At 47.0% G+C, this 26,582-nt stretch carries 15 protein-coding genes; 3 read left to right on the plus strand and 12 right to left on the minus strand.

The features are described from left to right. Positions 1–71 precede the first annotated feature (71 nt). Both H6G89_RS20305 and H6G89_RS20310 read right to left on the minus strand, forming a co-directional pair. A complete protein-coding gene (locus H6G89_RS20305) occupies positions 72–1,865 on the minus strand; it encodes a phage integrase SAM-like domain-containing protein (RefSeq protein ID WP_190509812.1) in 1,794 nt (597 codons plus the stop codon). Further along, on the minus strand, positions 1,858–3,045 hold the full coding sequence (locus tag H6G89_RS20310) for a tyrosine-type recombinase/integrase (RefSeq protein ID WP_190509814.1): 1,188 nt from the start codon (positions 3,043–3,045) through the stop codon (positions 1,858–1,860). The genes H6G89_RS20305 and H6G89_RS20310 overlap by 8 nt, the downstream gene beginning before the upstream one ends. 221 nt (positions 3,046–3,266) lie before the next feature. Here H6G89_RS20310 and H6G89_RS20315 point away from each other — a divergent pair, with 221 nt between their 5' ends. Beyond that, positions 3,267–5,045, plus strand: a complete 1,779-nt coding sequence (locus H6G89_RS20315) for a site-specific integrase (protein WP_190509816.1) — start codon at positions 3,267–3,269, stop codon at positions 5,043–5,045. A gap of 137 nt (positions 5,046–5,182) precedes the next feature. On the opposite strand, the gene H6G89_RS20320 is transcribed toward H6G89_RS20315, so the two are convergent. From H6G89_RS20320 to H6G89_RS20345, 6 genes are all read right to left on the minus strand, one after another. Continuing rightward, entirely contained in the window at positions 5,183–8,014 is a 2,832-nt protein-coding gene (locus H6G89_RS20320; RefSeq protein WP_190509818.1) for an RNaseH domain-containing protein, read from the minus strand. A gap of 3 nt (positions 8,015–8,017) precedes the next feature. After that, a complete protein-coding gene (locus H6G89_RS20325; protein ID WP_190509820.1) occupies positions 8,018–11,134 on the minus strand; it encodes a hypothetical protein in 3,117 nt (1,038 codons plus the stop codon). Beyond that, positions 11,127–12,239, minus strand: a complete 1,113-nt coding sequence (locus H6G89_RS20330; protein WP_190509822.1) for a restriction endonuclease-related protein — start codon at positions 12,237–12,239, stop codon at positions 11,127–11,129. Before H6G89_RS20330 ends, H6G89_RS20325 begins: the two co-directional genes overlap by 8 nt. 97 nt (positions 12,240–12,336) lie before the next feature. Further along, a complete protein-coding gene (locus tag H6G89_RS20335) occupies positions 12,337–13,068 on the minus strand; it encodes a hypothetical protein (protein WP_190509824.1) in 732 nt (243 codons plus the stop codon). Between the two features lie 66 nt (positions 13,069–13,134). Continuing rightward, a complete protein-coding gene (locus H6G89_RS20340; protein ID WP_190509826.1) occupies positions 13,135–15,444 on the minus strand; it encodes a Mov34/MPN/PAD-1 family protein in 2,310 nt (769 codons plus the stop codon). A gap of 14 nt (positions 15,445–15,458) precedes the next feature. Beyond that, positions 15,459–16,577 (minus strand): hypothetical protein, encoded by a 1,119-nt coding sequence (locus H6G89_RS20345; protein ID WP_199336841.1) that lies wholly within the window; start codon positions 16,575–16,577, stop codon positions 15,459–15,461. 229 nt (positions 16,578–16,806) lie between these two features. Between H6G89_RS20345 and H6G89_RS20350 the strand changes: the two genes are divergently transcribed. After that, a complete protein-coding gene (locus H6G89_RS20350) occupies positions 16,807–17,124 on the plus strand; it encodes a helix-turn-helix transcriptional regulator (protein WP_190509830.1) in 318 nt (105 codons plus the stop codon). Between the two features lie 3 nt (positions 17,125–17,127). Beyond that, positions 17,128–17,679 carry an ImmA/IrrE family metallo-endopeptidase gene (locus tag H6G89_RS20355; RefSeq protein WP_190509832.1) on the plus strand — a complete coding sequence of 184 codons (552 nt, stop codon included), beginning with the start codon at positions 17,128–17,130 and terminating at the stop codon, positions 17,677–17,679. A gap of 64 nt (positions 17,680–17,743) precedes the next feature. Here H6G89_RS20355 and drmC read toward each other — a convergent pair whose 3' ends face one another. From drmC to H6G89_RS20375, 4 genes are read right to left on the minus strand one after another with little or no spacing between them, the layout of a single operon-like run. Beyond that, positions 17,744–18,568: a DISARM system phospholipase D-like protein DrmC gene (gene drmC, locus H6G89_RS20360; protein ID WP_190509834.1), complete on the minus strand. Its 825-nt coding sequence runs from the start codon at positions 18,566–18,568 to the stop codon at positions 17,744–17,746. Then, positions 18,565–20,436, minus strand: a complete 1,872-nt coding sequence (gene drmB, locus H6G89_RS20365) for a DUF1998 domain-containing protein (RefSeq protein ID WP_190509836.1) — start codon at positions 20,434–20,436, stop codon at positions 18,565–18,567. Before drmB ends, drmC begins: the two co-directional genes overlap by 4 nt. A gap of 8 nt (positions 20,437–20,444) precedes the next feature. Beyond that, complete coding sequence (drmA, locus tag H6G89_RS20370) at positions 20,445–24,446, minus strand: DISARM system helicase DrmA (protein ID WP_190509838.1); 4,002 nt, start codon at positions 24,444–24,446, stop codon at positions 20,445–20,447. Then, positions 24,443–26,533: a UvrD-helicase domain-containing protein gene (locus H6G89_RS20375; protein ID WP_190509840.1), complete on the minus strand. Its 2,091-nt coding sequence runs from the start codon at positions 26,531–26,533 to the stop codon at positions 24,443–24,445. Before H6G89_RS20375 ends, drmA begins: the two co-directional genes overlap by 4 nt. Positions 26,534–26,582 lie beyond the last annotated feature (49 nt).

Below are 26,582 nucleotides of genomic sequence, written 5' to 3' on the forward strand. Positions count from 1 at the left end.
AAGTTTACGATATATTTCTTCTGGCTCATACACCCTCCAGTCTTTGAGTCAGTTTATCAGTACCCGCTAAACTAGGCAAAGTTCCTTTGGTGGACTACTAGTTGTAGAAGTCGAGCTAAAGTGTTTGCGTCCAGAACGATTATGGAATTGGAACATGTGAAACAGCCAAGCCATGCTGAACATACTTTTCCTTTAGGCTGCTCTGGTTGTGGAGAATCTAGAGGATCCTTGCAAATGAATCCGGTGGTAGTAACATGCTGCCCAGAAGCTATTAATTCGACCTGTTCTGGTGACAAATCTTTTATATCTTTTGATACTACTCTGGGATCAAGACTGCCTTTCGATCTGATCCAATTAACATATTCACCTTGTAAAGTGGCGATGCGTTCTGAATTGCGTTGCCGTATACCATCTGATGTATAAAAGTCTTGAGTAGTTTGCACATGTTCGTGATTTAAAGCAGTTTTACGGGCGTAGATATCACCATGTGTCAGTTCGTCAACGCGATCAGAACCAGTTACGCGCAATTGACTTGGATTGATCTTGGGTAGATTATGTTTATGAAAAAAATCGCTTAGAGCATTTGAGAGAGTGCCACAGCTAGAGCCATTCTCAAATGAATTTGCTTCTCCTGTACGAGTGTAATAAATGAATAGCCTTTTCTTCTGTTCAGCAGTTTTAACTGCATCTACAAGCACTTCAGTCATCGCTAGAACTCGTTCGACAATAACTAGCACCGAGTCATTTCGTCTGCTACGAGCAGAATAACTGCGCTTATTGTATTGATTCGCTCGTGGTTTGTACCACTTAAGAATTTTCCGGTTAGGGAATATGGGATGATCATAGATGCAATTCCGCCCCATAAGAAGAATTGAGTCAATATTGCCAAATGTGCGTGATGTAATGAAAAGAATGAAAGGAACGAGTCGTCTAACTGTAGGACAAAGATAACGATTAATTTTTTCTGCTCCTCCATGCTGCCTTACAATTGCTCTAAAAAGCTTGTAATCGTTATGTTTCAAATTATGCTCTAAAGAAGGAGTCAGTCCGTTGTAGTAACGCTTGATGTAAGCAAGACAGTCTGCTAAATCATCTAAATTAGCTACTTGTTCCTTGGATGGTAGTTGAGGCAGCGCCTGTTCAATTAACTTCAGACCGTGTTCAAACTCGCCCCAAATTTCATCGATTTCTTCTAGACATGCCCGTTCTAGCAACTGTTGAGTAGACTTGGGCAGGACTGATTTTGCAATTGTTCGCCTTGCACGACCGGGCCAGGGATTGTAAGGTATCTCACAATCTGATGCCATCTTTGCAGAACGGTTCTGTTTCAACCATGTTATTACGCCTCTTACTGGAGTAAGGCGATTTGATTTAGTATTATCAGAAGAAGGATGTCCTTTGTTTTTCCCTAGGCTACACTTACGGTTATTCAGCCATTCAACAAAAGCATTCAAAAGCGATGTTGTAATTTGCTTAAGGCTGGCGATAGGGGCTAGTTCTGAATTTGCCCGCTCGAAATCATCAATGAAATTGAAGAAATGCTTTAATCCCTTTATTATATTTTGCCTTGTGTTTTGTCTTTGTTGAATTCCACAAGCATAGAAAGCCTCAGCAAAACCAATGGCGATTTCACCCCTGTGTAGGTATTTAGTGAAATCAAAGGTTGAGATAGTATCTTGGTTTGTAAATGTTATTATTAAGAGTATGCCAGACTCAGATTTGTACAGCATCACACCAGCTTGCATCATTTGATCTGAGCTAGATTCTGAATTTGAGTTATCAACGACTACTGTTTCCAACCCTATTTCAAGGGTTGTTAAAGGCACCATACCGCTACTACGATCGATCTTCTGTTTCCTAGCCATAAAGAATCTCGTTGTAGTAATCTTCAATAGCGTCTGAAATTGCTGCCTCGTCTACCTCAACTGCCTTCAGATACGTTCTCAAAGTAACGCCGAGGTCAGCATGCCCAAGCAGAATCTGTATAGTTTTCCAAGGCGCTGGATCACTACGCTTCAAGATTTTGTAGAGATTGATTGCATAGGTGTGACGTAAACCGTGAAAATCAGCGTTGGGAACTCCTGCCGCTTCTGCTGCATCTGCAAAAATTCGAGTAATGCGTTCTCTGGTAATTGGAGAACCATCTTGAGTCAGGAATAACGCATCTGGTTCTTCGTATGTGAAACCACTCTGTCTAGCTTTTCTTCTCGCTTTAGCAACAGTCTTCGCTCGCTCAAGCTTAATGTACCAATTGATCCGGGATATAAACTCCTGTGGCAAATAAACGTCTCTTGGGTTTCCGCCCTTGGTGATCTTTAAACCAATTTGCCGAAATGGCTCATTACTAACACCTGATTCAGGAATTTGGCTCACACTAAGATTTGCGATTTCTATTCGGCGCATACCTGATAACAGAGACGCTTCCGCTACTATTCGATCTCTGCTTGGTCGTGGATCGCTTGAATCTCTTATTTTCGCTGGTCCTAACTTTTGAAGAATACGCTGCAACTCAGGGATTGGAATAGCTCGGATATCAGGCTTAGGACTTTTTAATAGAAGAGTATTAACTTCCCTGAGACCTGAGTTGCGGTTTAAATGGGTTAGGGCAGCTGAATCGTGGCTACGTGGAACACGTAAGTTCTCATAGGAAAACGGAAGCTCGTCAATGAGTTTTGCTTTATGTGCCCAACTGTAATACCGACAAATTGTGCCCAAGCGCCCATTTATTGTGTTTCGCTTGTACGAACGACCTGTATGGGGGCTGGCAATTGTTAACATTCGATTGCGATACATCGCAAGCTCATGCTCTGTAATGTCCTGCCACTCCCAGCCCATGTCCTCGCAGGTTTGAAACCAGTCGTAAAGCGCCTCAGCGTAAGTTTTCTGGGTATCCAGACTCTCAACCCGCCCACTGATCACACAAGTTTTATAGAGAAATAAATTTGCAGGTTCAAATAAACGCATGTCGTTTGCAACCAGAAACCTGAATCCTTCTGGCAAGCCCTCAGCTTCTGCTTTATCTGTAGCTTTAATAAGCTGAACCACGCAAGGCTCTCCTAACCAAGGCTAATAAAGGATTTTGGATGTTTACCTTCGGAATAGATTGACTGGTAGTCCCCCCGCCAGGTAATACAATCTCTCTAATAATATAAGAGAAATTAAAAAATGTCAAAAATAGCTTGAATTCCCTGGAGTGTCAAAAAAGCAGGGCTTACTCTAGTTGTAGTTACAAGGAATTATTACCCCTTGCAACTACAACTTGTAAAATGCAGCAGCAAGAGAATAAGCCTCGTTCGTTATACGAGGCTTTCGACCTCTATGCCATATTTCTTCGCGCTTCTGAGTCAGAAAAGAGGGCTAACGCCACGATCGCTCAGTTGCAGACTATGCTGCTGCGTTACTTGCTACCAGGTTGGGGATTCCCAAAGCTCAAAGGAAGTAAAATTACAGATTTTGAAAAACAGGTTGGTCTGGATAATCTCAAAAGCATAGAGCTAAAGCGACTTCAAGAAGCCCCTGAAATTTTGCAACAACAGCTTAAACAATCAAATGTATCGGGGGGAAGCGAGCGTACTCAGCGTTATATACTCAATCGATTTTTAGCCTGGTGCGAGTCTCAGGAATGGTTAACATGGATTAGCTCTGAGCAAGCTGAGGTCAAACCTGCAAAACTATCTGGCTCTGACAAAAGTATCCGTACTACTAATCGAAAAGCTTTAACAAAATACAGCCTGAGGGCAACTCAAAAATCTCAGATACCTAGCCATCTTCAGCAAGAACTGGACGAGTTTTACCAATTTAGAATTAGTCCTGCTACTGGTTTAGGAGATCTTCCTGTCAAACCAATTACAGCAAAAAACGATTTAACAAACATTCAACTCATATTAGGATGGTTGCATCACTACAAGGCTGTTCCTCTTGAGGACCTAAGTTTGCAACAGCTTGTCCCATTTGTTCCGCTTAGATCCCAAGCTGATAAGAAGGGAAGAGAACAGATACAAGCTACCGTTGAATATACAATCCAACTAGTACGGGCATACATCGAGTGGTTGCAGGCTAGTAGTAGTTCGGGTGGAAGAGAGAGCCAAAGCTCTCGCACAGCAATTAATATTGTGCAAACTTGGATTGCGGTTGCTAAGTTCGTGTATCGATTTGAGATGGGCAATCTTCAGGGAAGTAGCTTCTCAGATATTCCGGTTGTGAAAGCGTTACGCCACGTAAGACGAACCCAAAGACTTATCGAGGAAAAACCTACTGTTACTACCAATGAGGAATTAAGCTGGGTTGAATTTCTTCAAATGGTAGAGGTTCTCAGGGCTGAGTGTGAAGTAAGCCAGCCTTCTCGAACCTTGACGGCGATCGCTCAAAGTTATCAACGATTTTTAATCTTTGCGTTTCTTGCGTATCTGCCACCTCAACAACAAATTGTATATCGAGAACTACAATTCATACCCTTTCACGAAAACCAGGATAACTTCCAGCGAAAACAGCAAGAGAACAGTTGTCTGTATCAGGAGAATGAAACTTGGTGGATCAGTTTAGCTGTAAATAAACACAAAAGTAAGCGATTTGGAGGTTCAATAACTTTGAAAGTACCCAATCTTACTTATCCAGGCGATCGCACGTTTTATGAATATCTTGAGGCATGGCTGATTGGGAATATTGCAAAGGAAAGTTTAAAGTCAATACCAGGGGGATTACGCTCATCCTTTCATCCAAGCCACTCATGTGTTTTTACAAAACACAATGGACAGCCTTATCAGAATTCCACTGAGTTTAGAAATATCATAAAAAATGCTTCGCTCAGAATTACAGGAAAGGTTTTAACCCCTCACACAGTAAGAAGAATGTTTGTGAGTTATGTTTTGCAACAAGGATATTCTGAACCATTGATTGAGAGCTTAGCAGAACTGATGGGGTATAGCAGTGAGAGCCTGCGTAGGATATACGCTTGCCCAAGATTCGATAAAACAATAAAAAACGAGGTGTCTTCCCTTATCGAGGATTGGGTTCAAGCAAGCTTAAAGCCGACGAACAAAGAATAAGGCAATAATTAGGAACCGTACTCTAACTAGGACAGAATAATTGTGTTACAAAAACAGGTCAAGTGCAGGATTTTGATAGACGATAAGGAACGGAATCGGGGAATTTCCAAGCAGCGAGTTGAGATTGAAAGAATAAATTACTTGACTAGCAAAGCATAATCACTGGCTTGCCGAGCCAAGTTGAGCATGATTGGATAAACCAAATTGTCGTTATAAGCCAGTGAATACGATCGCAGTTGATGCGCTAGAAATGCCCAATGACTTGGCTCATCATTAGGTTGAAGGTGCGCCATCGTAAGTTCAACTGCTTGAGGGCTAGACCAACTCGTTTCAGGGCGGTCTAATTTGCTGTAGCCGCCTCTAAGAGCAGGCATTGTAGACGCTTTTTGAGCAATGCTCAGGAAAACGCGATCGTTCGTACCGCTCCAAAATAAACCCTGCACCATTTCAGATGCTTTAGGAAACTCTTTTGTTTGATCAAAAATCGGAATTAAATCTTTTGCTTTGCTATGCATTCCATACCAGTCAGGAGTTTCCTCTCCTTCACGAATCCTGACAATGCGTAATTTATCTGGTGTTTTCGGAGGTGCATCACCCATTTGAAGAGCATCTTTAATTAAATTTCTGTCTTGTAGCCAGGGTAGAGCCTGCCGGAAATTGCAGGCATCAAATGTAATGAGACTTTGGTTTCGACGAATTTCTTTGCTTTGTAAAACATTAGCAAGAAAATCTGTGACAGATTTCTGTAGTGCTTTCCGTTTTTCTGGGGCTGTTTCCGCTGCAATGGGCGTGATTCCTGATGCAATCTCTAATTGCCCAGTACTGTAGGGAAGCCAGATTGAGCCGTTCTGCATCGCTCCTGGATAAGTAATCCAGACTTGGTTTGAGTCAGAACGCAGCATAACTGCGATCGGTAACTGTAATCCTTTTCCGTTGATGGTGGTTTCTGAGGTGCGGTTTACAAGCCAAACGCCAACATAAACCAATGGGTCGGGAAGTGTGGCTCCTTTTAATACGATTTTGGGTGGTACAGCTTGAACTCCTAGCGCCCGCAGTACGTCTTGTACGGATGATGTGGCTCTGGAATTTAGTGTTTCCTTTGCCCGCGCGATCCCAATTTTGTCGCCCTCATTTTTCGGAACCCTTTCATGCTCCTGAGTAATGTATTGCAGCAGCCTCCCTTCAGATGCGAACGCTGCTCGGCAAATTCTATAGGGGTCAAGCCATGATTTTTCCCACTGGTCTTGCCCTGCGATTTCTAAAATTGCACCTCTTTCAGAGATTTTTGGAACCTCTGGAAGTTCCCGAATTCTTTGAGAAATGTCTTCCTGCCGCCTTTTGAATGCTGCTAAGATTTCACGTTCGTTTGGCTTCTTGTCTGATTTTAGGGCAAGAGCAGATGGAATCCCTCTGGCTTCAATTTTAAGTAGGGTGACAGTTAAATCCTCCTCCCGGAAATAGCAAGTGTCTACAACCACGCCATCGGGATAATTCTGACTCGTATCCGCCTCCAATAATTCCTGTCCCAAATTAAACCAAACTGCTTGGGTACAGGCATCTCGACTAGAGGTATTTTGATACCAAATCTCTAAAACTAAATGCTTGCCGACGCAGGCGACAATCCCCTCCCGCAAGCGTTTAGCCTCAATCAAGCGTTTATGGTACTTCTGCTTTCCAACTTTTTCTGCCCGCTTTTGATATGCGGCATCGTCTTCATCCTTTCGTCGTTTTGGTGGAGTCGCATCCCAAGAATTTTTGCTTGGTCTCGGCGACTGATAAGGCGTAGCAGAGGATTTGGCGATTTTAGGGACAGCGACACGGAGGTAATTAATCGGTGCCCAATCGTCCTGTAAAAGCTCAATAATTTGCTCGGTAATTTGCCGACAGTCTTCAGTAAACCAGCCTTTACCAACGCGGTGGGCTGGATAAATCCCGTCAGCGTGAGTCAGGGCAATATTGCGATCGCCTTTTAGATTAAGAGCTTTGACCGGATCAGCACAAATTTCGGCAGGTTTTAGGGACAGAGGATTAAACTGCTCTAGCAGGGGCAGCAAATTACTATCCCAATGGTAGTCTCCTCGCCAGATGAGCGGTGCGACTTGAAAATAGCCAGTATTTTTGCCGGAATCGATCGCCTTGCCCCAAGCGAGTGGATTGCGGAAATAAACCGACACAGCGTGATTTCCGACGATTTTTTTGACTTCACTGCTTACCCAACGCCGTACACTAATGTTGAATCTAGCTTCTGGCTCAGCCTGAAAAGGCACAGTTTCAACCTCAATAGTGATCGCCATTGAATAATAAAAATCAGCTTCTTGCTTGCCTAATGATGTTTTGAGGGGAGGAAACGAAATTAATTCCGCCTGCCCCTCCTTTGAGCTACAACGGTAGAATCTGATCCACTCGCCTTGTAGTTTAAATCGCAAACCAGGAGCCGTTAGTTGCGTTGCTAGGAAATCAGGCAAAAGGTTAAAAGTCAGCGAATCGAGCTTTGCTGTACCGTTTTCCCATTGTCCCCATTGGGCTGCATCTAAGATGACCTCGCCCGTCAATTTTTCCAGAGCATCCGGAGTAAATGCTGCGATCGCTCCATTTTTTAATTGTTCTTCTCGACAATCGCCTCGCAAGTTCTCGGATGGATATTCCACATTCAACCAGTGCCGGAAAAATACCGAAAAATAAGGGGTTGAAATGGGAGCAGATGAAAAAATCCAGCCATCTGAATTTCTACCGCCCGTTAAGCCAAGTCCAGGCAGAATACTTGCGATATCTGGAATACAAGCCCGGACTGCATGAACTAAAGAAGTACTCGGAAGGTTAACCGTATTTTCTGTTCGATTATCACGAATCGCGCTGAGTGTCTTGAGATTGGCTACTGCATCTTTAGGAAATTTGAGGCAGGAGTAGGTCTGCTGCACCGCAGACGGATTTTTGAGGCGTAATGAAAGCAGCCGGATTTCGTTGTACATAAATCAGAGCCGTGAGGTATTTTTGAGGGCGAGGTAAAACGGTTCATAAAGGGCTTGAGCAATCTGGCGATCGCGCTTTGTCGCTTTTGAGGTAGGGTCAAAATAAAAGCTCAGACTCTGCGTGATTAATTCCAGTAATTGAACTGGATTTTCCTCAGTGAATTTTGCATCGCACCAATAGATCCAGGCAGGATTGCAGTTTCTCGTGGCTCTAGACATTGCCTGCCACTGTTGAATTGCTATATCCCAAGCCTGTTGAGCCAAAGCTTTAGGGCTTAACTGCCGCAGAATTATGGGCTGCCGCAGCAGAGAGAGCCATTCTGAAAATGCGCGATCGCTAAATTCCTGTCCGATGTTAACAACGGTGTCAGCGGATATTGTTTTGTAGTGATCCATTGCCCACCGACACATTAAATGCACGGGATGGCTGAAATCATCGGGCACTGGATGCGGAAAAACCAGCATAAAAATGGCACCAATGGCAGCATTTCCCTGGCTATCAGTAATATTATGACCTCGCTCCATTGCAGATATGGGTGCGATTAAAATATCCCGATCTAAAAAAGTAGCAAACTGCTCAACCTGCCCTCTAGGCAATCGCAAAATTTTACCCAAATTACTCTGTCCAGAATCGTCCCGTACCAGAAGCACAGCACGATCTGCATATTGGCTTTCATTTACAACATCTGCTGCCCATACTCCTTGTTCGTAGCTGGGGACATAAAGAACGATTTTTCGAGTGCCAATTAAATCAAAGGCATCCTCCAAATACTCATCCTCGATCAACCGTCGAACAATCGTTTTCAGATTATTTTCCTTCTTAGCCCCAGTACCAGATACCGAAATTGCTGCACCTGTTCGCAGATCGCGCATCGGCAGAATCTTTGAGTGAATTTCTACTGGTGCATCCATTGCCTGAGAAACAAGGACACCTTCGATCGGAATATCAACATGGTAGGTCGGAGAATCAGGTGCCCAACTCGTGCCTGAAAGTAGCAAAGCGTGAGGTGCTGCAAGGTTGTCGGCTCGAAAAATATCCTTGAAGCCTGTAATCAACCATCTACCCAAGCCCATGCAACGGAAAAACCGCAAGCTTCCCATTTCCTCATTCAGCATTTTGGTGTACTGGAAAGCTAATTGATTACCCATTGGAAATACAGGGAGAAGGGTACTGTAATCCAATGGCGGGGATTGGAACCATTTTGAGTCACCACCTAAATTCAAATCATCCTGAACATCAAACCAACGAGTAACGACCGTATTAAGCTTGTTCTGCAAAGTACAGACCAGTAGCGCAAATTCTAATTTAATGGCTGCTTGCTGAATTCGAGCTTGACTGAGATGCGGAATTTGTTGCCGAATCCATTCCTGCAAATCGGTGTTAACATCGCGATCAAGTGCTTCGTTAGCTAGATCTCGTAACCACGGATCTGTCTGAAAATCAGAATTCAGAAAAGGCTGGAAGTGTTTTAGCATGAACTCGTCGGCTGCCTGCTCATCTTCAGTGAGGTCTTTGGCAATTCGATTGAAGATCATCCAGTCTGTAAAATACTCCCCCCGCTCCTGCCACTCGCTTAATTCCGGGTAGGCTAGACGATAAATACGATCCTTCGCAATATCTGCTTTTTGCAATGCCGCCCACCAGTCAGAAATCTTTTGATTTCGGAGTGGTTTACGTTCCTGACGATCTAATTCTGCCTGTACAGTGCGGAAAAGCTGATCAAACCAGGCACTTCCGCCAGGGCGATAAAAAGTTTCATGGGGGCAGAATTGGGTGTCTAAGTTCTTCTGAACCTGATCCACCTCATCAATAATTACCAAGTCGCAGCATCGGTGAATTAATTCATAGTAAGTCAGGCTCTCTGAATTAATTTGAGCAGGAACTCGGCTATAGACTAAGCCACCAGGTGTCGTAATCCAAATTTGAGCGTCAACTAAAGCTATATCTTTGTGGTGGTAGGGACAGACTGAGTAGAGAGAGCAAGCGTGTTTTTCTTCAGCTTTACTGTTAAGGGGTTTGAGGAAACGACACGGCTGTTCTCCAGGAGCAAAAGGCACCTCCATTTCCTGAATGAGTGCAGATAGAGGACAGGTTGTACTTACCCAATCAAAAACTGGATTGCTGTAATGGTCTAATATTTCCTGGGGTGTTTGTCCTTTAGTCGCTTTGAGGAGCCGTTCTAGGTGATTTTCGCGGTTTGAGTTGCCTAAAATTGGTGCGACTGACAGCCCCAATGCTTGAAAAAAGTTGCAGAGATCAAAGACCTGCATTACATCCGCAACCACAATCGCAATTCGCTTGCCACCTCTGGCTTGATGACAGGTTGATATTTTCATGAGGTTGGACTTTCCAACCCCTAGCTGACCACCAATGTGGGTCGGACCATCAATTACCAAAACATCATTGACCTCCAAGTTATCACCCACATCAAAGGTCTTCAAGCGTAAACCAGCAAAGCGATTGACCCATTCGGGAGTCTTGCCAATTTTTGTAAGCTGGTCGTCCATCCACTGTGCTGTTTCTGACAGTTCATACCAGGGTATTTGAATGGGGTTTCTGGATGGAGTGCCTGCTAAATTATGCGATCGTGGCGGTGTCGCAACAAATTCTGCTGGCAAGTGAAGGGTTTGCCTGATTCCGCTCACCTCACACTCATAATCTCCTGCGGTTGCCCAGGTGATGGAACGGTTAATAGATGGGATTTCAGCACTGAGCGTTTGCTCGTAAATTTCAAAACGGTCGAGGGCTTCCGAAAAATTCTGCCGCCTTTTATAGACGGTACAATCAGGAGATAGATCGTAGCCTCGAACGGATTCTGGGAACGCCTGATAAGTTTTCAACAGTTCTTTCCAGCTATAGGGACGACGGTATCTTACTAGCAAATGTCTTGCAATAGCGATCGCCCGCTTTTGTGAGTCGGAAAGATTTTTGAAAATAGCATCATGGGGATACCCAGTGAGCAATACCCACACTCCAGTTGCAGGCTCTTCCTGGTCAGCTACTTGACTCAGCAGAAATAACCCCAGTTCAGCATCCAGCAATTCTCGTACTTGCGTTTTTTCCGGCAGCGATTGAATTGAGGCTTTTAAGCGGTCTTGCCACGCTGTAATTCTACGCATTGGATTTCCTCTGTTGCTGCCGGACTAACTGGATAAAATCGGACTCAAACTGCACTTGCTCAGGTAACAGCTTGACGGAGCAGATATTGAGAAATTCTCGGATGTACGCTGTTCCCTCATGCTTTAGCTCATCGGCAAAAACAAAAAATGATTTTTGGTGAGGTATTAACTCGATTTGAGGAATAGGCTGTGTTACTGACTTTGCAAGGTTATAAGCCTTCTTCCAAAACTTGACATCAACTGCCCAACTGGAACCATCGCTAAATGTCAGGTGCAAGTCGTAAGCATCGCGATCGGGGTACAAGATTACGTCTACTCCTAGCTGACAGAGTTGCCTTGCAAGTCGTAGCTCAGCCACACCAGGGCGATGCCAGGAGCGCCGCAAATACCGCTTTAGGCGCAACACCTGGTCTTTTTCATCGCTCTCAAATGGCAAAGGAGGTTTTTGGTATTGAGCACAAAAGGTATTTTCACAGCGAAGTGACTCAAGCCCCTTTGCACTAGAAATGCGATGTAGCAGCCCTCCACAGTGCCCGCAGCACCAAAACTTACCCTCATAGCGGTAAGACTCTGGAGCAGATTCGTAGCTCAATTCTGCGTGTGGAGCAAGTAAATCCTGAAACTCCTCAAGCTCGGTGATGCGCCGAATTTCCAATTCACCCAGCCGAATCACAGGATTCTCATTAATAAAGCACCGCAGATCACTGTAACGACTGGGTTGAGTAGCCGATCGCGTAAAGACTGCATCGAAAAAAGCCCTTTGGCTTTGCTCATCCTCACTCAATTCAGGGAGAATTTCGATACAGAAGGGACTGGGTGAACCTTGTTCGAGGAGCGTTTCATTAGCCCAATCATCGGGTAATTCCAGGGCAACTCCCCATTCAAAAATCGGCTTTTGCGCCCAAGAGTAAAGGAACTGAGGAACGCCAACTACTCCTATTGTCTCTTGAGCAAGACATAGGATCTGAAGATGCTCAACGGCTCGATGAAGGGAGCGCGGAAATTCCCAATATTTTGATTTTTCAAGATTTCCAAAATGCTGCACTATGCCTGTAGCAAGGTCGCGAATCAATCGCTCTGAATCGATTTGAAGGGCTTGAACCATATACCTAAATGAGATATGAGACGAATATACAAACTAGACGTAATCGTGGCATAGAAAATACTGACAGTGCCTACTAGCAGTGCTGTACCTTAGATATTCATAGGTGTTCACAAGCTTCTAATAACCGCTCTGCATAAGCATCTGCGGCAATCTTGACCCACGTTGGAGTAAAGAGAGTTATCCATAGAATCAGTAGAATTAAGCTACCGATTCCACAAGCAATTGCTGACAGAGGAACAGAATTTTTCCAAACTAGAAGTTTCAGAACGATTACAGTTACGGATGCTGCTAGACCAAATAGCGAGAGCGTGATACCAACTGGCTTCAACCCCCAGAGATTGCGGCGAAATCCGTAGTTACAATTCTCCTCAAAAACAAGGTTAAACTTTTCCTTATCACGAGTTTTGTTGCGTAGAAAAGTTGCACATGCCTCATAAACTTCGTCTGCTTTATCTGGAGAAGCAATCTCTTCCGCTGCTGTTGGCAGTCGTAGGTTTGGCAGCAAAGTCTGTAGTTTGTTATGACGCATCGCTAACAGGCTGGCGTTTACGACATCACGATGTCGCAAGCTTCGGGTTGTTGGTTTCCCGTTCCAGAGTTCAAATAAACTCTCCTCCTTTTGCTTGCCCATGTCCCGACCTATTTGGGCTAGTAGCGCTGCACCACCACAACCAACTAGCACGCTAACCAAAATTCCCAGAAGAGTTAGTTCACTCGGAAAAAACATTACCACGACTAAAGCAACAGGTAGAACGACAATTAACGCGGGACCAAGACGTGCTCGCCGTGTGTAAGTGTCAAAATTCTGTTCAATTAAACCCTGAACCATTGCATCTATTCCTCAACTCAATCGTGAAAATGGAACCCGATATTAAACTTGATTCTTTTCAATGCCTTATGTAGTGATGGCGTGATAACCTACTGGCGTTCGGATTAATAGGACTGATGTGATAATTCGACTTTGAGCAATTCGCTGCGCTGTTTGCCAATCTCGTTTAGAGAAATCAGAATCTTGCAAGTGGCTGTGCCAAGTTCCCAGACAATAAAGTGCATAACCGCACGATTCGGAGTAATTTTCTAGCATTGCCTTGACTTCAACTGTCCCTAGCACAAATTCAGATCTCGACCGCTGGCTGTCTTGAGATGCGGGCAATACGTCCGTTACTATAAATGCCTGTTGAATTTGAGATACACGCCCCACTAAAAGACCACCTGTTTCTACACCGGAATAGTTGCTACATTCTTCTAAAATCTTTTGATGAGCACGAGCGGCAATCCGAATATTCCAAGTCGGATTATTTTGAATTGGTACGATCTGGCTTGGAGAAACGGAAATCGTTGTCCAATTTAATCCCATTCCATCATCAGCGATCGCACCCAAAAGTATTCGCCCTTCGTCGGAAAACCCATTTGTTTGTATCTGGGAGATGCTCATTGTCATGGACGCTGCCATTAAGGACAACTTCGCATCTGAAATTGCCATTGTCATCGAACCGCAGCCGTGACCGACACTCTGGCGGCGCATTGGTTCATCAGCCTCAAAAAACGCCTTGCGGAGTCGCTCTTCAACTCGGATTGCTTCGTAAGCTTGAGCAATGAGATCGCTAGAGTTTGGGTTTCTGGCATTGCCTTCAACTGTAACTAACCCAATTAAGCCATTGGCGTAAAGGGATGTCTCAATAATTCGTTGCGGTAAAATATCGGGTTGGATTGAGGCAAGCGTCTCTCGCACAGCCAATGACGCAGTAGCATTAATAACTCCCCAGGTTTGATCAGGGAAAAATTGTTTCAATAAGGATGGCTTCTGGACAATCTGCGTTACATCTTCGTGGAAGGGCTGAGAGGATTGCCCAAAGCCTGCGATCGCCAATGCTAAAGCATCAGCTTTGTAGTTGAACCAGGTAAGCTCTACATCTGTTGATGGAATTAGGGCGTATCGGGCAGCATTATGCGGAGTCAGCAAACCTTTATCAACGATAATCTTTGGGGCTTTGCCACTGCGAGTTAGATGAAGTGCAATTTTAGAGCCAAGGCTACCACCACCAATGAGGGTAATATCTCGATTCTCAGGTAGCGGTGACTCACCAGAGAAAGACTTTAGAAGCTTTGGCGTGATGGCATGCTGATGCGCGGCTGGAGTGACAGGAGTGCGATCGCCCTCTGTTAATAATTGTGGTGCGCCTATATCAAGAATGTAGGGCAATATTTCAATCTCAGAAGACTCCCCAATTAAGTGAAATGGACGGCGAGCACATAGGATGACTGCGATCGGGAACTTACGTCCTTTGAATGTCCATTTGCGGATGTGCTGCTTCAAGTTTGATAGAACAGTATCTAAACTGTTTAAGCACCCATACTCCTTCGCCCGCTGCCGCAAGCTATTGAGATCTGTTACGGTTTCGGGCTGATACTGTTCTGCAATATGAGGTGTACCAGATGGTAATTTACCTGGTGTGACAACAATTGCAAGGCTGTACCCGATCTCAGGCTGAATCAAACTGGTTTCGTAAAACAACTGATCGATATTTACTCGATCTACAAGTACCGGAGTCTTACCTACTTGTCCGTAAATCAATCTTGGCTGAACTAAATCGTCAACCAGTGCTGCTTGCTTGAATTTTACGTAAACAAACGGGAAACAAAAATGCTTCTCTCGCTTTGGGGAGACAAGGCTACGAATGCGATCACTATCAATTACAACCAGATGTTTCAAGTTGTCACGCCGGACGGGTTCCCAACCCTGTTCTGGATCAATAAGTTGACCAAGTGCTGCTTTCTCTAACCAATTAACAGTCTGGTTAATAATTGACCAAAGCCCTTCCGCCTGTAGCAATTCATCGAGATTACCCTCATAAACACAAGGATAAATAGGTTCTTCAGGTGAACCAGGTTGAATATGAGCTAAGGAACGATCAAAGCTATCTCGAAGTCGGATTTTGGGTGCATGAACTGGGAAATCTGGAGGAAAGGAGAACACGACAGGCTCCACCGCCAAAACTCCGTTTGGGCTACTGCCTTCTGCCATCCAAGGCAATGGTAAACCCAAGCGAATTGCTACCGTAACGTGAACACAATCAGGTTGAGCTTGAGCAATACTCTCAATTCGATCAACCGATGGATGGAAAGCTATGAGGTCAACGGCTTGCTGAACAGTAGCTTTAATACCGCTAGGTACTGAAAAATTCTCAGGGTCAGAGGGCATCATTAACATCCGCCTCCTTAACCATGCGGTAGAGGATCGCGTCCAATCGCGCCCGTCGAGAGAAAAGCAGGAGTTGATGCCGCAGTACTTTTTAGACGCGCTCCATACTGGGTAATTTCAAACTCCATCTTGCCCGGTGAAGTTTTGCTCGGATATTCACCCGTGCACCTGAAAGTTCCATTGACAGCACGAACGATGGCTTCATACTCCCGCTTAGCCCCAATGCATGGTGGATCAGCGTCATTTGCGTCGATTGGCTTACAACTTGCAATAATCACTGCACCTGCACGAGCCTGGGACAATGCATTGCTAGCGGCTTCACTTACTTCAGCATCCTCACCCAAGTCGCTCCAACTTTCATAAGATAAAGAATGCCACGAACAGTGATGGGGCGTTTGCAGCAAGTCGTAGGCGAGCCAATCGGTGTTTTTGTGCTTATCCCAAAGGCGTTCCCAAATTGCAACCTCTGCATCCCCACCTGTTAGGAAACGGCAGGCATCAACACCACCGACCTTTAGGATGAACTGAATAATGACGCTAGAGCGGTTCTTTGCAAGGGCTTCCTCTTCTTCTTCTTCGTCAGATTTGGGCAACGGACCTAGCAGCCGGGCGGTGATGCTTGAATCAGAAACACCGTTCACTTTAGGAATCAACTCGTCAATCTTGACAAGAATGTCTCCCAGTTTATCCGTCTTGCCGTTCTCATCCTCTCCCATAATCAGAACGCGATTGCCATCTCCAACGGCTGCCAACCCATTGTCTTGGAAATATTTGACCCGCCGTTTAGCCTCAGTTTGAAATGCTTTAGCATCATCACACAGCGTTAAAGTGCTAGAAGCACGACGGAATACGATCGGCGACGACCAGATTTCACGGATGAAGATTTTGTTGTCAGCTTTGATGTAAGTTTCTGGTGCGCCCAGATGGAGGTGCTTACTTAGTCCACGGCAGTGGTCTTGGTCGGGATGACTGAGCAAAAGCACATCCACATACAGACGTTTTTGACTGTCGCGCTTTAGCTCTTTCCGCAGCATAGTCATGACATCGGGCATTTTGTGCTCAGGGTCATCCGCATCCCCACGAACATTCATATCGATTAGGATCGTCCTGCCGCTCTCCAAGACAATTAGTGTCATGTCCCCGTTATCCACGGGAAAGAAAATGATTTTTGCGACCACAAAGAAATCCTCGAAACGGCGTTTAACTACATCTAGTGTCGAACGCCTTCAGTCTAACCATAGAAAATTCAAAAAGCCAAATAGAAAATGTTAAGATTCATGAATGTCATTATTGATAACGTTAAATGTTTGTAATAGTGACATTGTGAAGTAAGATGGCAGGTGAAACTTATAGGAAAATAGGCTGATGGCTGATCATCAGACGTTCTACACTGAACTGGGTCGTCGCATACGAGAAGTCAGGCAAAAGAGAAGTTTGACGCAAGAAGCCCTAGCATCGCTGGTTTCATTAACTCGGACTTCTGTCACCAATATTGAAAAAGGTAGACAACAGGTTCTAGTTCACACCCTTACTGAGATTGCTGCCGCTTTAAAGGTCTCACCAGAATCATTACTACCTACAGCCATCCCTTCGACACAGCCGCTTGATAAACTTCTAGAGGGTTACTCTCAAGAAGAACAGGAGTGGGTTAAGACGGTTGTAGATACAGCAATTGGGGAGTAGCATATGGCACTCCGACGCAAGTATATTCGTAGTTTGGTAGAGAGTTTACTGAGGAAACAAAATATTTACTCTGCTCCAGTAGATGTTGAGAAATTAGCACTTGCCTCTGGTGTTATCGTTCGTTACGAGCCTGCGGAGGATAGTCTTTGTGGTTTTCTTCTAAGAGATCCGACACAACAGAAAGTCATTATTGGAGTAAATAAAAATCATCCTGATAATCGCCAGAGATTTACGATTGGGCATGAGTTAGGTCACTTTCTCTTACATGAAAGTGCTAAATTTCACGTTGATTACAAGTTCCGACTGAAGATAAGTGACGATGAATTTCAAAAGGGAGACAGCACCGAAGAAAAGGAGGCTAATCTCTTTGCAGCAGAGTTACTAATGCCAGCAAGCTTTATAAAGCAAGATTTAGAGCAAATTAATCGTCCAGATCTCTTTGAAGCTTTAGATATCTTCGAGGACGAGAAGCTACAAAGTCTTGCAAAGCATTATCAAGTTAGCGTGCAGGCGCTTACCTTTCGATTGGCTTATCTTAACTATATTCGTCTATAACCAATAAACTAAGCACTTCACCGCCTAGTAATGAGTATTAGATTTTTTGGATTTATATAAGTTTTTATCGGCTAAAATCCTCGTTTTTCCAGTCAACTAAATCATTATTGGATATTAGGCTATTGATTTGCTCAATTACCTGTTGCGACAAGTTCTGATTATGAATTAAAACTCCCATCTCAATATTAAGTGACATTGCATATTCAGTCAGGTTTGCACTGGAAATGAACAGGTGTTGACCATCGCAAACTGCACATTTGGCATGAAGGGAACCGTATCGCCCTTGCTCGTCCGTTGGGCGCTTGTCTTTATGCCAGATGTAGACTTGAGTACGTTCTAGAATTTGGGAACCAAAGGTAATTGCCATTCCATAAGCAATCTTGCCATTGCTTGCTTCTGGTGTTTCAGCAACAATGCGAACCTTAACGCCTCGATCGATCGCAGCCATTAATGCCTTCACAATTTCAGGGATGTTGTAAATGGCAAAGCTGACAATCAGGAGATCCCGTTGTGCGGCTCGAATCAGTTGCAGCAAAGCTTGATCAGTGCGCCGCAATGGAAGCGACGCAGGATTGGGTCCTGTCCAAACTAACTCCGCCGATAATTCCTGATGCAATTTGGTTTGGCAATGAGCAGCCGTTGAAAGGGCGATCGCCATTGCCTTCCCGTCCAATTCACCCGCTTCAACCTGCCACACATCAACCAAGTTGCTCACCGCCTGTCGCCATGATCCTCTGGGCAGGAGTTGCAGGAGTTTTGATTTCATCTGGAATGGTTCACCCTGTTCCGCTGCCATGAGAACTTTAATCAGGGAGTCCAGAGTTGAAGTGGGCACCTCCTGAGTAACTTGGCGAATGTGGTCTAGCAGCTTGGATGAAAAGGTTGTCACATCAGATCCTTGAAGAAAGCGATCGAGGATAGTTCGGTCTTGACTGTTGGAATGAGCAGCGTGCGATCGAGATACTTGTTCCCTCGTTCGCAAGAGGTTTCTGGGCTGAAGAGGCAAGCATGGCAGGCAGCCCAGTGAAGAACATTCGGATTCTGTAAAGGACTATGCTCTGCACATAACGGATCAGAGACACATAGCCGCATTTGATCCAATGCCTGATCAATGTGGCGACCCAGGGTAGCAGGTTCACCTAAACTCACCAAGCCACCCAATGTACCCTCACTATCAGGCGCGGCGGTGTAAATCAAAATCCCTGCCATTGGTCCGTTATCATCTTGAGGTGATTTCGAGTAGATCCGCTCTCGCAGGCTGGCTGCGGTATAGCCACACTCGATCGCCAACTGTCGCATCAGGGCATGGGCAAAGGAATGCAGCAGGATGTAGCGGACACCGGGATAATTAGCATTGGGATCAAGGGAACGTGCTGTCCGCCAACGCTGATGTGCCTCTACGCTCTGCTTCTTGTAATCCTTCAGTTGGGGTAATGCTTCCCATTGGGCGATCGCCTGTTCACTGAACTGAATAAACAACCCTTCACCCCGCACTTCTGTAGCTGGCACCCATTTTGGTTCCTGACGACTTAACGGTGCCCAGAAATCTTCGGGAATCTCCCCTGTTTCCACAAAGTCTCCAGGAGATTCGATGCGAGTAAATCCGACTAGGGCGCGAACTTCCCGTAACCGTTCAACCAACACCACCTTATTGAAGTAGGACTCGTAGCCTTTGGGTGGGGCAACGGGTGTGAGCCAAAAATCTGCCGAATTGAGGCTTGTGTCAGCATTGGAGAACACCTGCCATTCTGGAGTTTTGATATCCTTCGACTCCTCGTCCCCGTCGTCTGAGGTTGCGGATCGCTTTTGTTGCACCTGCGCCCAAAGCTCTGCATCTGAATACTTGGCAAACTCCTTCAACTGCCCAATCAGCCGAAAAGCTGCTAGAACTTCCAGGCTGACGGCTTTCTCCAACACCGTCCAATGTTTCTCAACCAGTTGCGCCAGCTTATCCACTGCGGTTGGAATCGAGAGGGCAGAGAGGGTTATCGGAAACCAACTATTGGAAGCACCCAGCAAAATACCCACCATCTGCTTGTCACAGCCACCCTCATCAAAATTCCTCAGGTGAACATGGCGACCGCGACACTGAGGCATAAACTTCTTGCCCGGTTCACCAAAGGCATCGGACATCCGGCGATTTGCCCCGCAACCGTCACACTTCACTTCAATATCTGCCGCAGAACCAGACACACCGTACTCGTTTAGTCGTAATGTACCCCTTCCACAATCAACTCCTCGATGAACGAAATATCGCCAGGGGAAATCGTCCAAATGCCCGTGCTTACACGCCACTAAAAATCGGGCAGGAATCACGGTGGGTGGGAACTTTCCTCTAGGACAGTTGGTGTGGATATAGCGGTTTTGGTCGGGGCGGAAGCGATCGGTCTTCAGATCAAACAGTCCGGATTGGAGTGGAGCCAACAGACGACAGTTTGGACAGAGCATCCAGGTGGGAAAGGGGGATACTGGAATGCCAACACGTTGGCTCTCATCGAGTAAATTAGGAATGCTATCGGATTCCGGTGGTAAAGGCGGTGACAGCAGGCGTTTGACTGAATGACTGAGCGATCGCTTCACGGCTGCGAGCAACCGTTCCTCTCCCAGTTCTGTAGCGTGGGTAATATCCCAATCATCCAGCCCCATCACCATTGTGGAAAGGTTGGGCAGATCGATGACAGAGCCAATGCCAGCCGAAAAGAGAATTTGACTGGGACGCAGTTCACCGACTTTGTTGCGAGTTTGTGCTTGTGCCATAAAACCTCTTAAGGTGAACTGGGCATGGGTTGGGGAGAGCGAAAATCGTCGTCGGGAATGCGATCGTCAAGAATAAGTCCGATCGTTGGTTCCACATTTCGTAGAGAGTTAAGGCAGGTGAATGGTTGCCAATCCCCCTGCCCTGGCTGTTCCAACAATCCCTGAGTAATGCCGTCCCTCTGAGGCTGGTAGCCCAATACGGCTCCACCCATGAGGTTGTCTGCTTGCTCTAACCAGTAGTCCAGTTTGGCTTCTAATTCCTGCTTGACGAGATCTCTGGTTTTAAGTCCATCCACATTGGCAGCACGAGTCACAATCGTTTCAATCGCTTCTTGAATGAAAGGATGGTTGCGATCGATCCGCCCAGCCTTGTCATTCTTGTTGAGTTCAACGCCCTTCAATCGCACCAATGAGACGAGTAGTGCGGCTAGACCGCGATCGATCGCACGCGGGGCGAAGGGCGTGACAGACAGAGCTTCGACGTGTTTATAGAACGTGGCGTGGTAATGTTCAAACTGCTCATAGTGGGACAAATCCCTCGGTCGTGCCCAGTTATAGACGGTGAACACGATGCCAGGAAAGGTTCGTCCGACACGGGAAGTCGCCTGAATGTACTCCGCCGTTGTCTTCGGTTGCCCTGTTACCACCATCGCCCCTAGTCGCCTTACGTCTACGCCCACCGAAATCATGTTGGTTGCCAGTAGCACGTCGATGGGTTTGCGAGGATCAGTTTTCTTGTCCCGATTTGGATTGAAAGGGACTTCCAGAGCATCCAGGACAATCGGAATGTCGGTAGAGGCAATACGGGAGGTCAGTTCTTTGACTTCGATGCGCGATCGCCGTGCCAACCCCCGCTGATCCATCTTGCCCAGGCGCGATTGGATGTCGTCATCCACAAGTCGCCGTGTCCCGCCTAACTCCCGCATGGAGTTGAAGTAGCCTACGGTCGTCATCCAGGGGTCAACCGCTTCTCCATATTTCTCATAGAGTGCCTGAGATGCGGCAAGTACAGCGGTATAAACTCGAATCAGTGCAGCTTTGAGCCTGCGTCCTGTAGCGCAGATGCCCAGGTAACGCCGTCCGGGGTACTCCTCGCTCGGTTCGCGTTGAAGGGAGAAAAAATTGTCGGTGACATCTAAACCCTGGGGTGGAAAGACCTGCACTTGCCGCAAGAAAAGGTGATGAATCTGTTCGCGAGCTTGGCGAATGGTTGCGGTTGAAGCAATGACTTTAGGACGCACAGTTTTGCCGTCTACTGTCCAAGAGCAAAGCTTATCAACGGCAGTTTCATACAGACCGACCAGTGTTCCCAGCGGTCCACTAATCAGGTGTAACTCGTCCTGGATAATCAAATCGGGTGGACGTAAGGGATTGTGGGGAAGAGTTTTCGCAAGGGGTTGACCATACTTGGCAGGATGACTCGGAGAATCCTCAACTTCAGGCGAGACAAACCCGTGTCGTTGACAGTAACCTTCGACCTGTCCAAACAGCATCTGAACTGCCCCATTCCAGGGCATCTGGGCGAACTTATCGACGGTTGCAATCAAGAGCGTTGGCAGACGACGATAGATCTCCTCATCCACCACCAGAATCGGTAAACCCTCAGTGGGTGATTGCTTTTGGGTAAACAGACAGCGACCCAGCGCATCACCACAGTAAATTAGAGTGCGAGCCTGTCCTTTGGCAAACGACTCCACCTTAATGTGCTGCTTACCGGGGTCAATCTTAGACCCACACCACGGGCAATTGGTTAGCTGGTGAGGAGAACCACTACTGGTGGGTTGGTACTGCCCCAGCTTTTGTTTGAGAAACTCTTCACTCTGCTCCGTGCGGTTGGGTGTGGTTTTCTGACCCACCCATAAACCAATACGGAACGGTTCTTTGCCCCACTTGATGGGATTCTCCCGGCGAATCGCTTCACAAGCGCAGATGAGTGCGGTTGCCCGTTGAAACTGCTGGAGGGTCAAAAGTCGCAGTGTGTAGCGCATCAGAACCGCAACACCTGATTCTCCAGAGCGTCCGGCGACGACTCCCTGTAATCGCCTGAGTCCGATCGTGTAAGCGGTTAGTCCCAGATAGGCTTCCGTCTTACCGCCGCCTGTTGGGAACCAGAGCAGGTCAGCGATCGCCTCGGTTTCATGGCTGCGATCGGGATGGTTTAGGTCAGTGATGCTAGGCAGGTTCAGCAGAATAAAGGCAAGCTGGAACGGTCGCCAGGAACGGTTTTTGGGCATATCAACCGTATCTAGTTCAACATCCTCGCCCCGACGCTTCTGTTCGGAAAGGATTGAATGAACCCGCTGCTGCCACATTGCCCGGTTCATGAATTGGAATGATTCTAAGGCTTGTGGATCAGATTGCAGGAGGTTTAACCCTGTTCTAATCCGCTCTAACGCACGAGTGCAGTTAGCCAAGGTGTCATGAGCAATCGCCTCATACCCCTGCAACTTAGCAGTCGGATCAGTGATACGAGCCGCTTGGTGGGTAATCCAGTCAGCATAAGCTGTGACCAAGGGAGTAAGTTTACCAATCAGGTCAGTTGCCGGAGACTTGGCTAACTCCTTCATATCCAAAACTAGTCCTGTCAGTCCTGGAATTTCATCGGGGGTAGGAGCATCGGTCTTGGGGACTTCGTAGGTCGGTACAACACAGGTCCGAAGATGAATTGCCCGGTCGGTACTGCCCTGGGCTAATTCGGCATGAACTCCTGTTCCATGTCCAACGGCAAATTCCACCTGATGCCGATAGAGCATTTCCATCGCTTGTTCTTCGGCATATTGCACTGGGTCAAGTTTGCCGAGCGATCGCTGTTGAGCTTTGCGAAGGAAAATATCCGGTTGATTGGGGTCGGCGGATTGCACACTCAATTCAGGTTGAAACAGCCATGCTTGGTCAGGAGAGCGATCGGGTTCCCGCTGTTCGTTTACTAAGAACAAACTGATGATCCAATCATCCCCGCACGGGCGAACCTGCCCACGCACACACACGTCTCGATCTGGGTCAACGCGCCAGGGATCAATTCCACCTGTTTCAAGGGGAATCGGAGGGGATTGCCCCACAACTGGGTACCTGCGCCAAACCGTTTTCGGTGCGCCTGTGGGTGTTTCTAGATATTCACTCTTCGTGCGTTCGTACTGTCCCCATCCCGCTTGGATACGAATGGCTTTAGCAGTCCCGCTTACACAAAAACTCATGCCGAGCGATGAGGGAAACATGGTTTCGATCGCCGGATTGGTCGTTTCAGTCGCGCCATCGTCGATCGTGCCTGTTCCACCAATCGCCAGGTCATCCAGTTGTTCGGTCCCTTCCTCAACTGTTCCGGTTTTGGCGGCTGCCAGTTCATCGGTCTGTTCTAGCTGGTCATCCGGTTGATCGGGGCGGTTGCGGCGATGTAACGGGGCGAGTAAGCCAACCAGGTAGCGATCGCTCACTCGTGCCTCATCCACTTCTTCGTACTCTCCCCCCGCTGGACCAAGCAAATCGGCAAGGACTGCCTGTTCTAGCTCGGCTCGAATTTGGTAATAAGAAGGTGGTTTGAGAATGACTGGTTCCGAAGAAGACGGCGGAGCCTTTTCTCCAGTCTGGGCTGTAGAGGATTGGTCTGCTGAGGGATTAACCGGAACAAACTGGATCTCAACCAATTTGCCCTGTCCTTCGCCCTTGCTCTGAGAACTTGCAACGTACTGAGATTCTATTAAGTTCGGTTGTTCCCAAACCGCAGGGGTGATCTTGGGTACAGTGGATTTTGATTGGGAGACTTTAGGCTGTTCTGGTAATGCCTCAAGCACCTGTACCACCTTTGCAGCGATCGTCTCTGACAATGTGCTGTCCCCCAGTACATCGGCATCATTGGAGAGGTCAAGCCCTGCCAGCAGAATAGCGAGATGATGTTCAGAAGCCGAAACGACGGAACTCCAATCCAACTGAGCGATGCGTTCACGCAATTGCTGGTTGACGGCTGCCAGGTCTAAGTCACCGGGGAGGATGGGTGGGAGCTTGATGATCTTCATGAGTTGCCGAGGTTCCAGAGGTGGGGATCAAAGGTTTGGAGAAGGGGAGAAGGCTTCTTGGCAGGAACAAGAACCAGAAGGGCACGCATGGCTCTGGTCATGGCAACGTATAGAGTGCGTCGTTCCCGATTGAGAATTTCAGTGGCAGCTTCTGGGGCAGTGCCTTTGGGAATGGTGGGATAGGCACCTTCCAGAAAACCCGCGATCGCCACAATCGGAAATTCCAAGCCTTTTGCGGCTTTGAGGGGCAGCACTTTTACGCCTTTGCTGTTCAGGTCTAGATCCTTGCTCGTCATGAACTGAGCCTCAATCCCCAGGTAATTAAGCTGTCCTGTGATATTCTTCCCAACTTTCTCGGTTGGCACCAGGATGGCACAGGCTCCCAGCCTCAGCCGAAATTCATGGGCAGCCGTGCGGCAAAACTGAGCCAGAAGATTGCCTTCAGAATTACGGTCGGTAACGGCACGAACCGCAGGCGGTGGTCCTGTGTGGATATAAAGCCGATCTCTGTCGTCTTCGTCCAGTGTTCCTTCTTGCAGGTAGGAGTAAGCAGCTTCCCCGATCTCCTGAGTGGTGCGATGGTTCACTTTGAGAATGCCAGTGCGCCCTACAAACTTGAGCGACTCATGGACATCACTCCAGCGGAAGCTACTGCCATAAATAGACTGATTGGCATCAGCGGTGATAAAGAAGCGGTTGGGTTCGGGGCAGAGTTGAATCAGGAATCGTAGGATGGTGGGGCTAAGATCCTGTGCTTCGTCAATGATGACGGCATCGTAGAGTGGAGGCTGGGACATGGACTGAAGGAGAGCTAAGGCACGGTTTCGCATTTGCGCCCAAGTTTCAATGCCCTGAGCCGCCAAAAGCTCATTGAAATAATGTCGGAGCTTCCAAATTGCCTGCCGCTGGGTTTTGTTAAGTGGAATGCTGCGACCCGTGCGAGGGGTGGCTTGATACTCCTCTAAGGTTTCAATACCTCTAGCGTCAATGACTTCAGTCATTTCCTCCAGGAGATATTCTGGTTGGAGTCGTTGCAGAATTAGTCGTTGGGCTTGCTGTTGCAGGACGTTTCCCTCTAAGGTGGCGATCGTCTTCGGGACAGCTTGTTGAATGAGCTTGAGCAGTTCCTTAGTCGTTCCGATTTTTGGCTGACCTGTGGATTGGCGAACCAGTGAGGACATTAGGGCATCGGCAGTCTTCACCTCCACGAATTGAGCCTCTTGCCCCAAAAGCTGTTGCAGCAGTTGCTCAGAAAAAGTAACCAGGGCGTTGGTATAGGTGGTGAAGAGAATTCGTGGCTGATGAGTGCCGTTCGCCTGAAGCTGTTTCAGAATCTCACGGGTACGGTAAAGCGCAACAGTGCTTTTGCCAGTGCCCGGACTGCCTTTAAGGAGAGTAGGACCTGTTGCATTGACTGCCCAGGTAACGAATTTTTCTTGTTCGGGATTGAGTTTGAGTAGGAAGCCAAGTAGGTCTCCTTCTTTGAAGCGTAGTAACTCGTCTGGGCTACCCGTAACAAAGCTGGGTTGACTCAGAACCTGATCGAAGTTAGGAGCCGTAATGCAGTCAAACAGGCGATCGCGCACACCGTCAGGAACATCGGCTTCCAGCAAGTCATCGAAGGTACGGCAGGCGAGGAGTGTAGGGAAACAAGCTTTGGGGATGAGCAGGCGATCCAGGAGGTCTTCGGTTAGCTCAACCGGGAGCAGGTTCTCGGTTTGGGACGGTTTGGGGGGAGGGGCGGACGTTTTTTCAGGGGTCAGGAGGTCATCGAGCTTAGAGAAGGGGGTGACATCAACCTCAGTTTCCTCAGCGATCAATTTATCGCCTTTGTAGACATCCTTACGGGCATCGACTCCAAGCAGGGCAACCCACCCGTCACCATAGGTGTAGATAATCCGAAAGTCACCGGAGCGCAGGCGGTAAATGTCGCCCTTGTAGCCGTGTAGCTTTTTCTTCAGGCTACCGTGGGGCTTGGGGTCATCCCGCAGAACCTCGATCTTCTCCAATATTTGAACGACTCGCTCTTTGGGGATGGCGAGGAGTTGGTTTGTGAAGGTAGGTTTGTGGATGATCTCGAAGGGCATAAATGCCTGGCTTTCCCCCTGTTACTTTCTTAGTAAACCCACTGAGACC

The organism is Oscillatoria sp. FACHB-1407, assembly GCF_014697545.1.
GTDB lineage: Bacteria > Cyanobacteriota > Cyanobacteriia > Elainellales > Elainellaceae > FACHB-1407.

Coding starts and splice junctions, on each gene's coding strand:
- H6G89_RS20320 (WP_190509818.1), bottom strand. CDS start 8,014: ATGTACAACGAAATCCGGCTGCTTTCATTACGCCTCAAAAATCCGTCT.
- H6G89_RS20305 (WP_190509812.1), bottom strand. CDS start 1,865: ATGGCTAGGAAACAGAAGATCGATCGTAGTAGCGGTATGGTGCCTTTA.
- H6G89_RS20315 (WP_190509816.1), top strand. CDS start 3,267: ATGCAGCAGCAAGAGAATAAGCCTCGTTCGTTATACGAGGCTTTCGAC.
- H6G89_RS20355 (WP_190509832.1), top strand. CDS start 17,128: ATGGCACTCCGACGCAAGTATATTCGTAGTTTGGTAGAGAGTTTACTG.
- H6G89_RS20340 (WP_190509826.1), bottom strand. CDS start 15,444: ATGATGCCCTCTGACCCTGAGAATTTTTCAGTACCTAGCGGTATTAAA.
- drmA (WP_190509838.1), bottom strand. CDS start 24,446: ATGAAGATCATCAAGCTCCCACCCATCCTCCCCGGTGACTTAGACCTG.
- H6G89_RS20375 (WP_190509840.1), bottom strand. CDS start 26,533: ATGCCCTTCGAGATCATCCACAAACCTACCTTCACAAACCAACTCCTC.
- H6G89_RS20335 (WP_190509824.1), bottom strand. CDS start 13,068: ATGGTTCAGGGTTTAATTGAACAGAATTTTGACACTTACACACGGCGA.
- H6G89_RS20330 (WP_190509822.1), bottom strand. CDS start 12,239: ATGGTTCAAGCCCTTCAAATCGATTCAGAGCGATTGATTCGCGACCTT.
- drmB (WP_190509836.1), bottom strand. CDS start 20,436: ATGGCACAAGCACAAACTCGCAACAAAGTCGGTGAACTGCGTCCCAGT.
- H6G89_RS20345 (WP_199336841.1), bottom strand. CDS start 16,577: ATGACACTAATTGTCTTGGAGAGCGGCAGGACGATCCTAATCGATATG.
- H6G89_RS20325 (WP_190509820.1), bottom strand. CDS start 11,134: ATGCGTAGAATTACAGCGTGGCAAGACCGCTTAAAAGCCTCAATTCAA.
- H6G89_RS20350 (WP_190509830.1), top strand. CDS start 16,807: ATGGCTGATCATCAGACGTTCTACACTGAACTGGGTCGTCGCATACGA.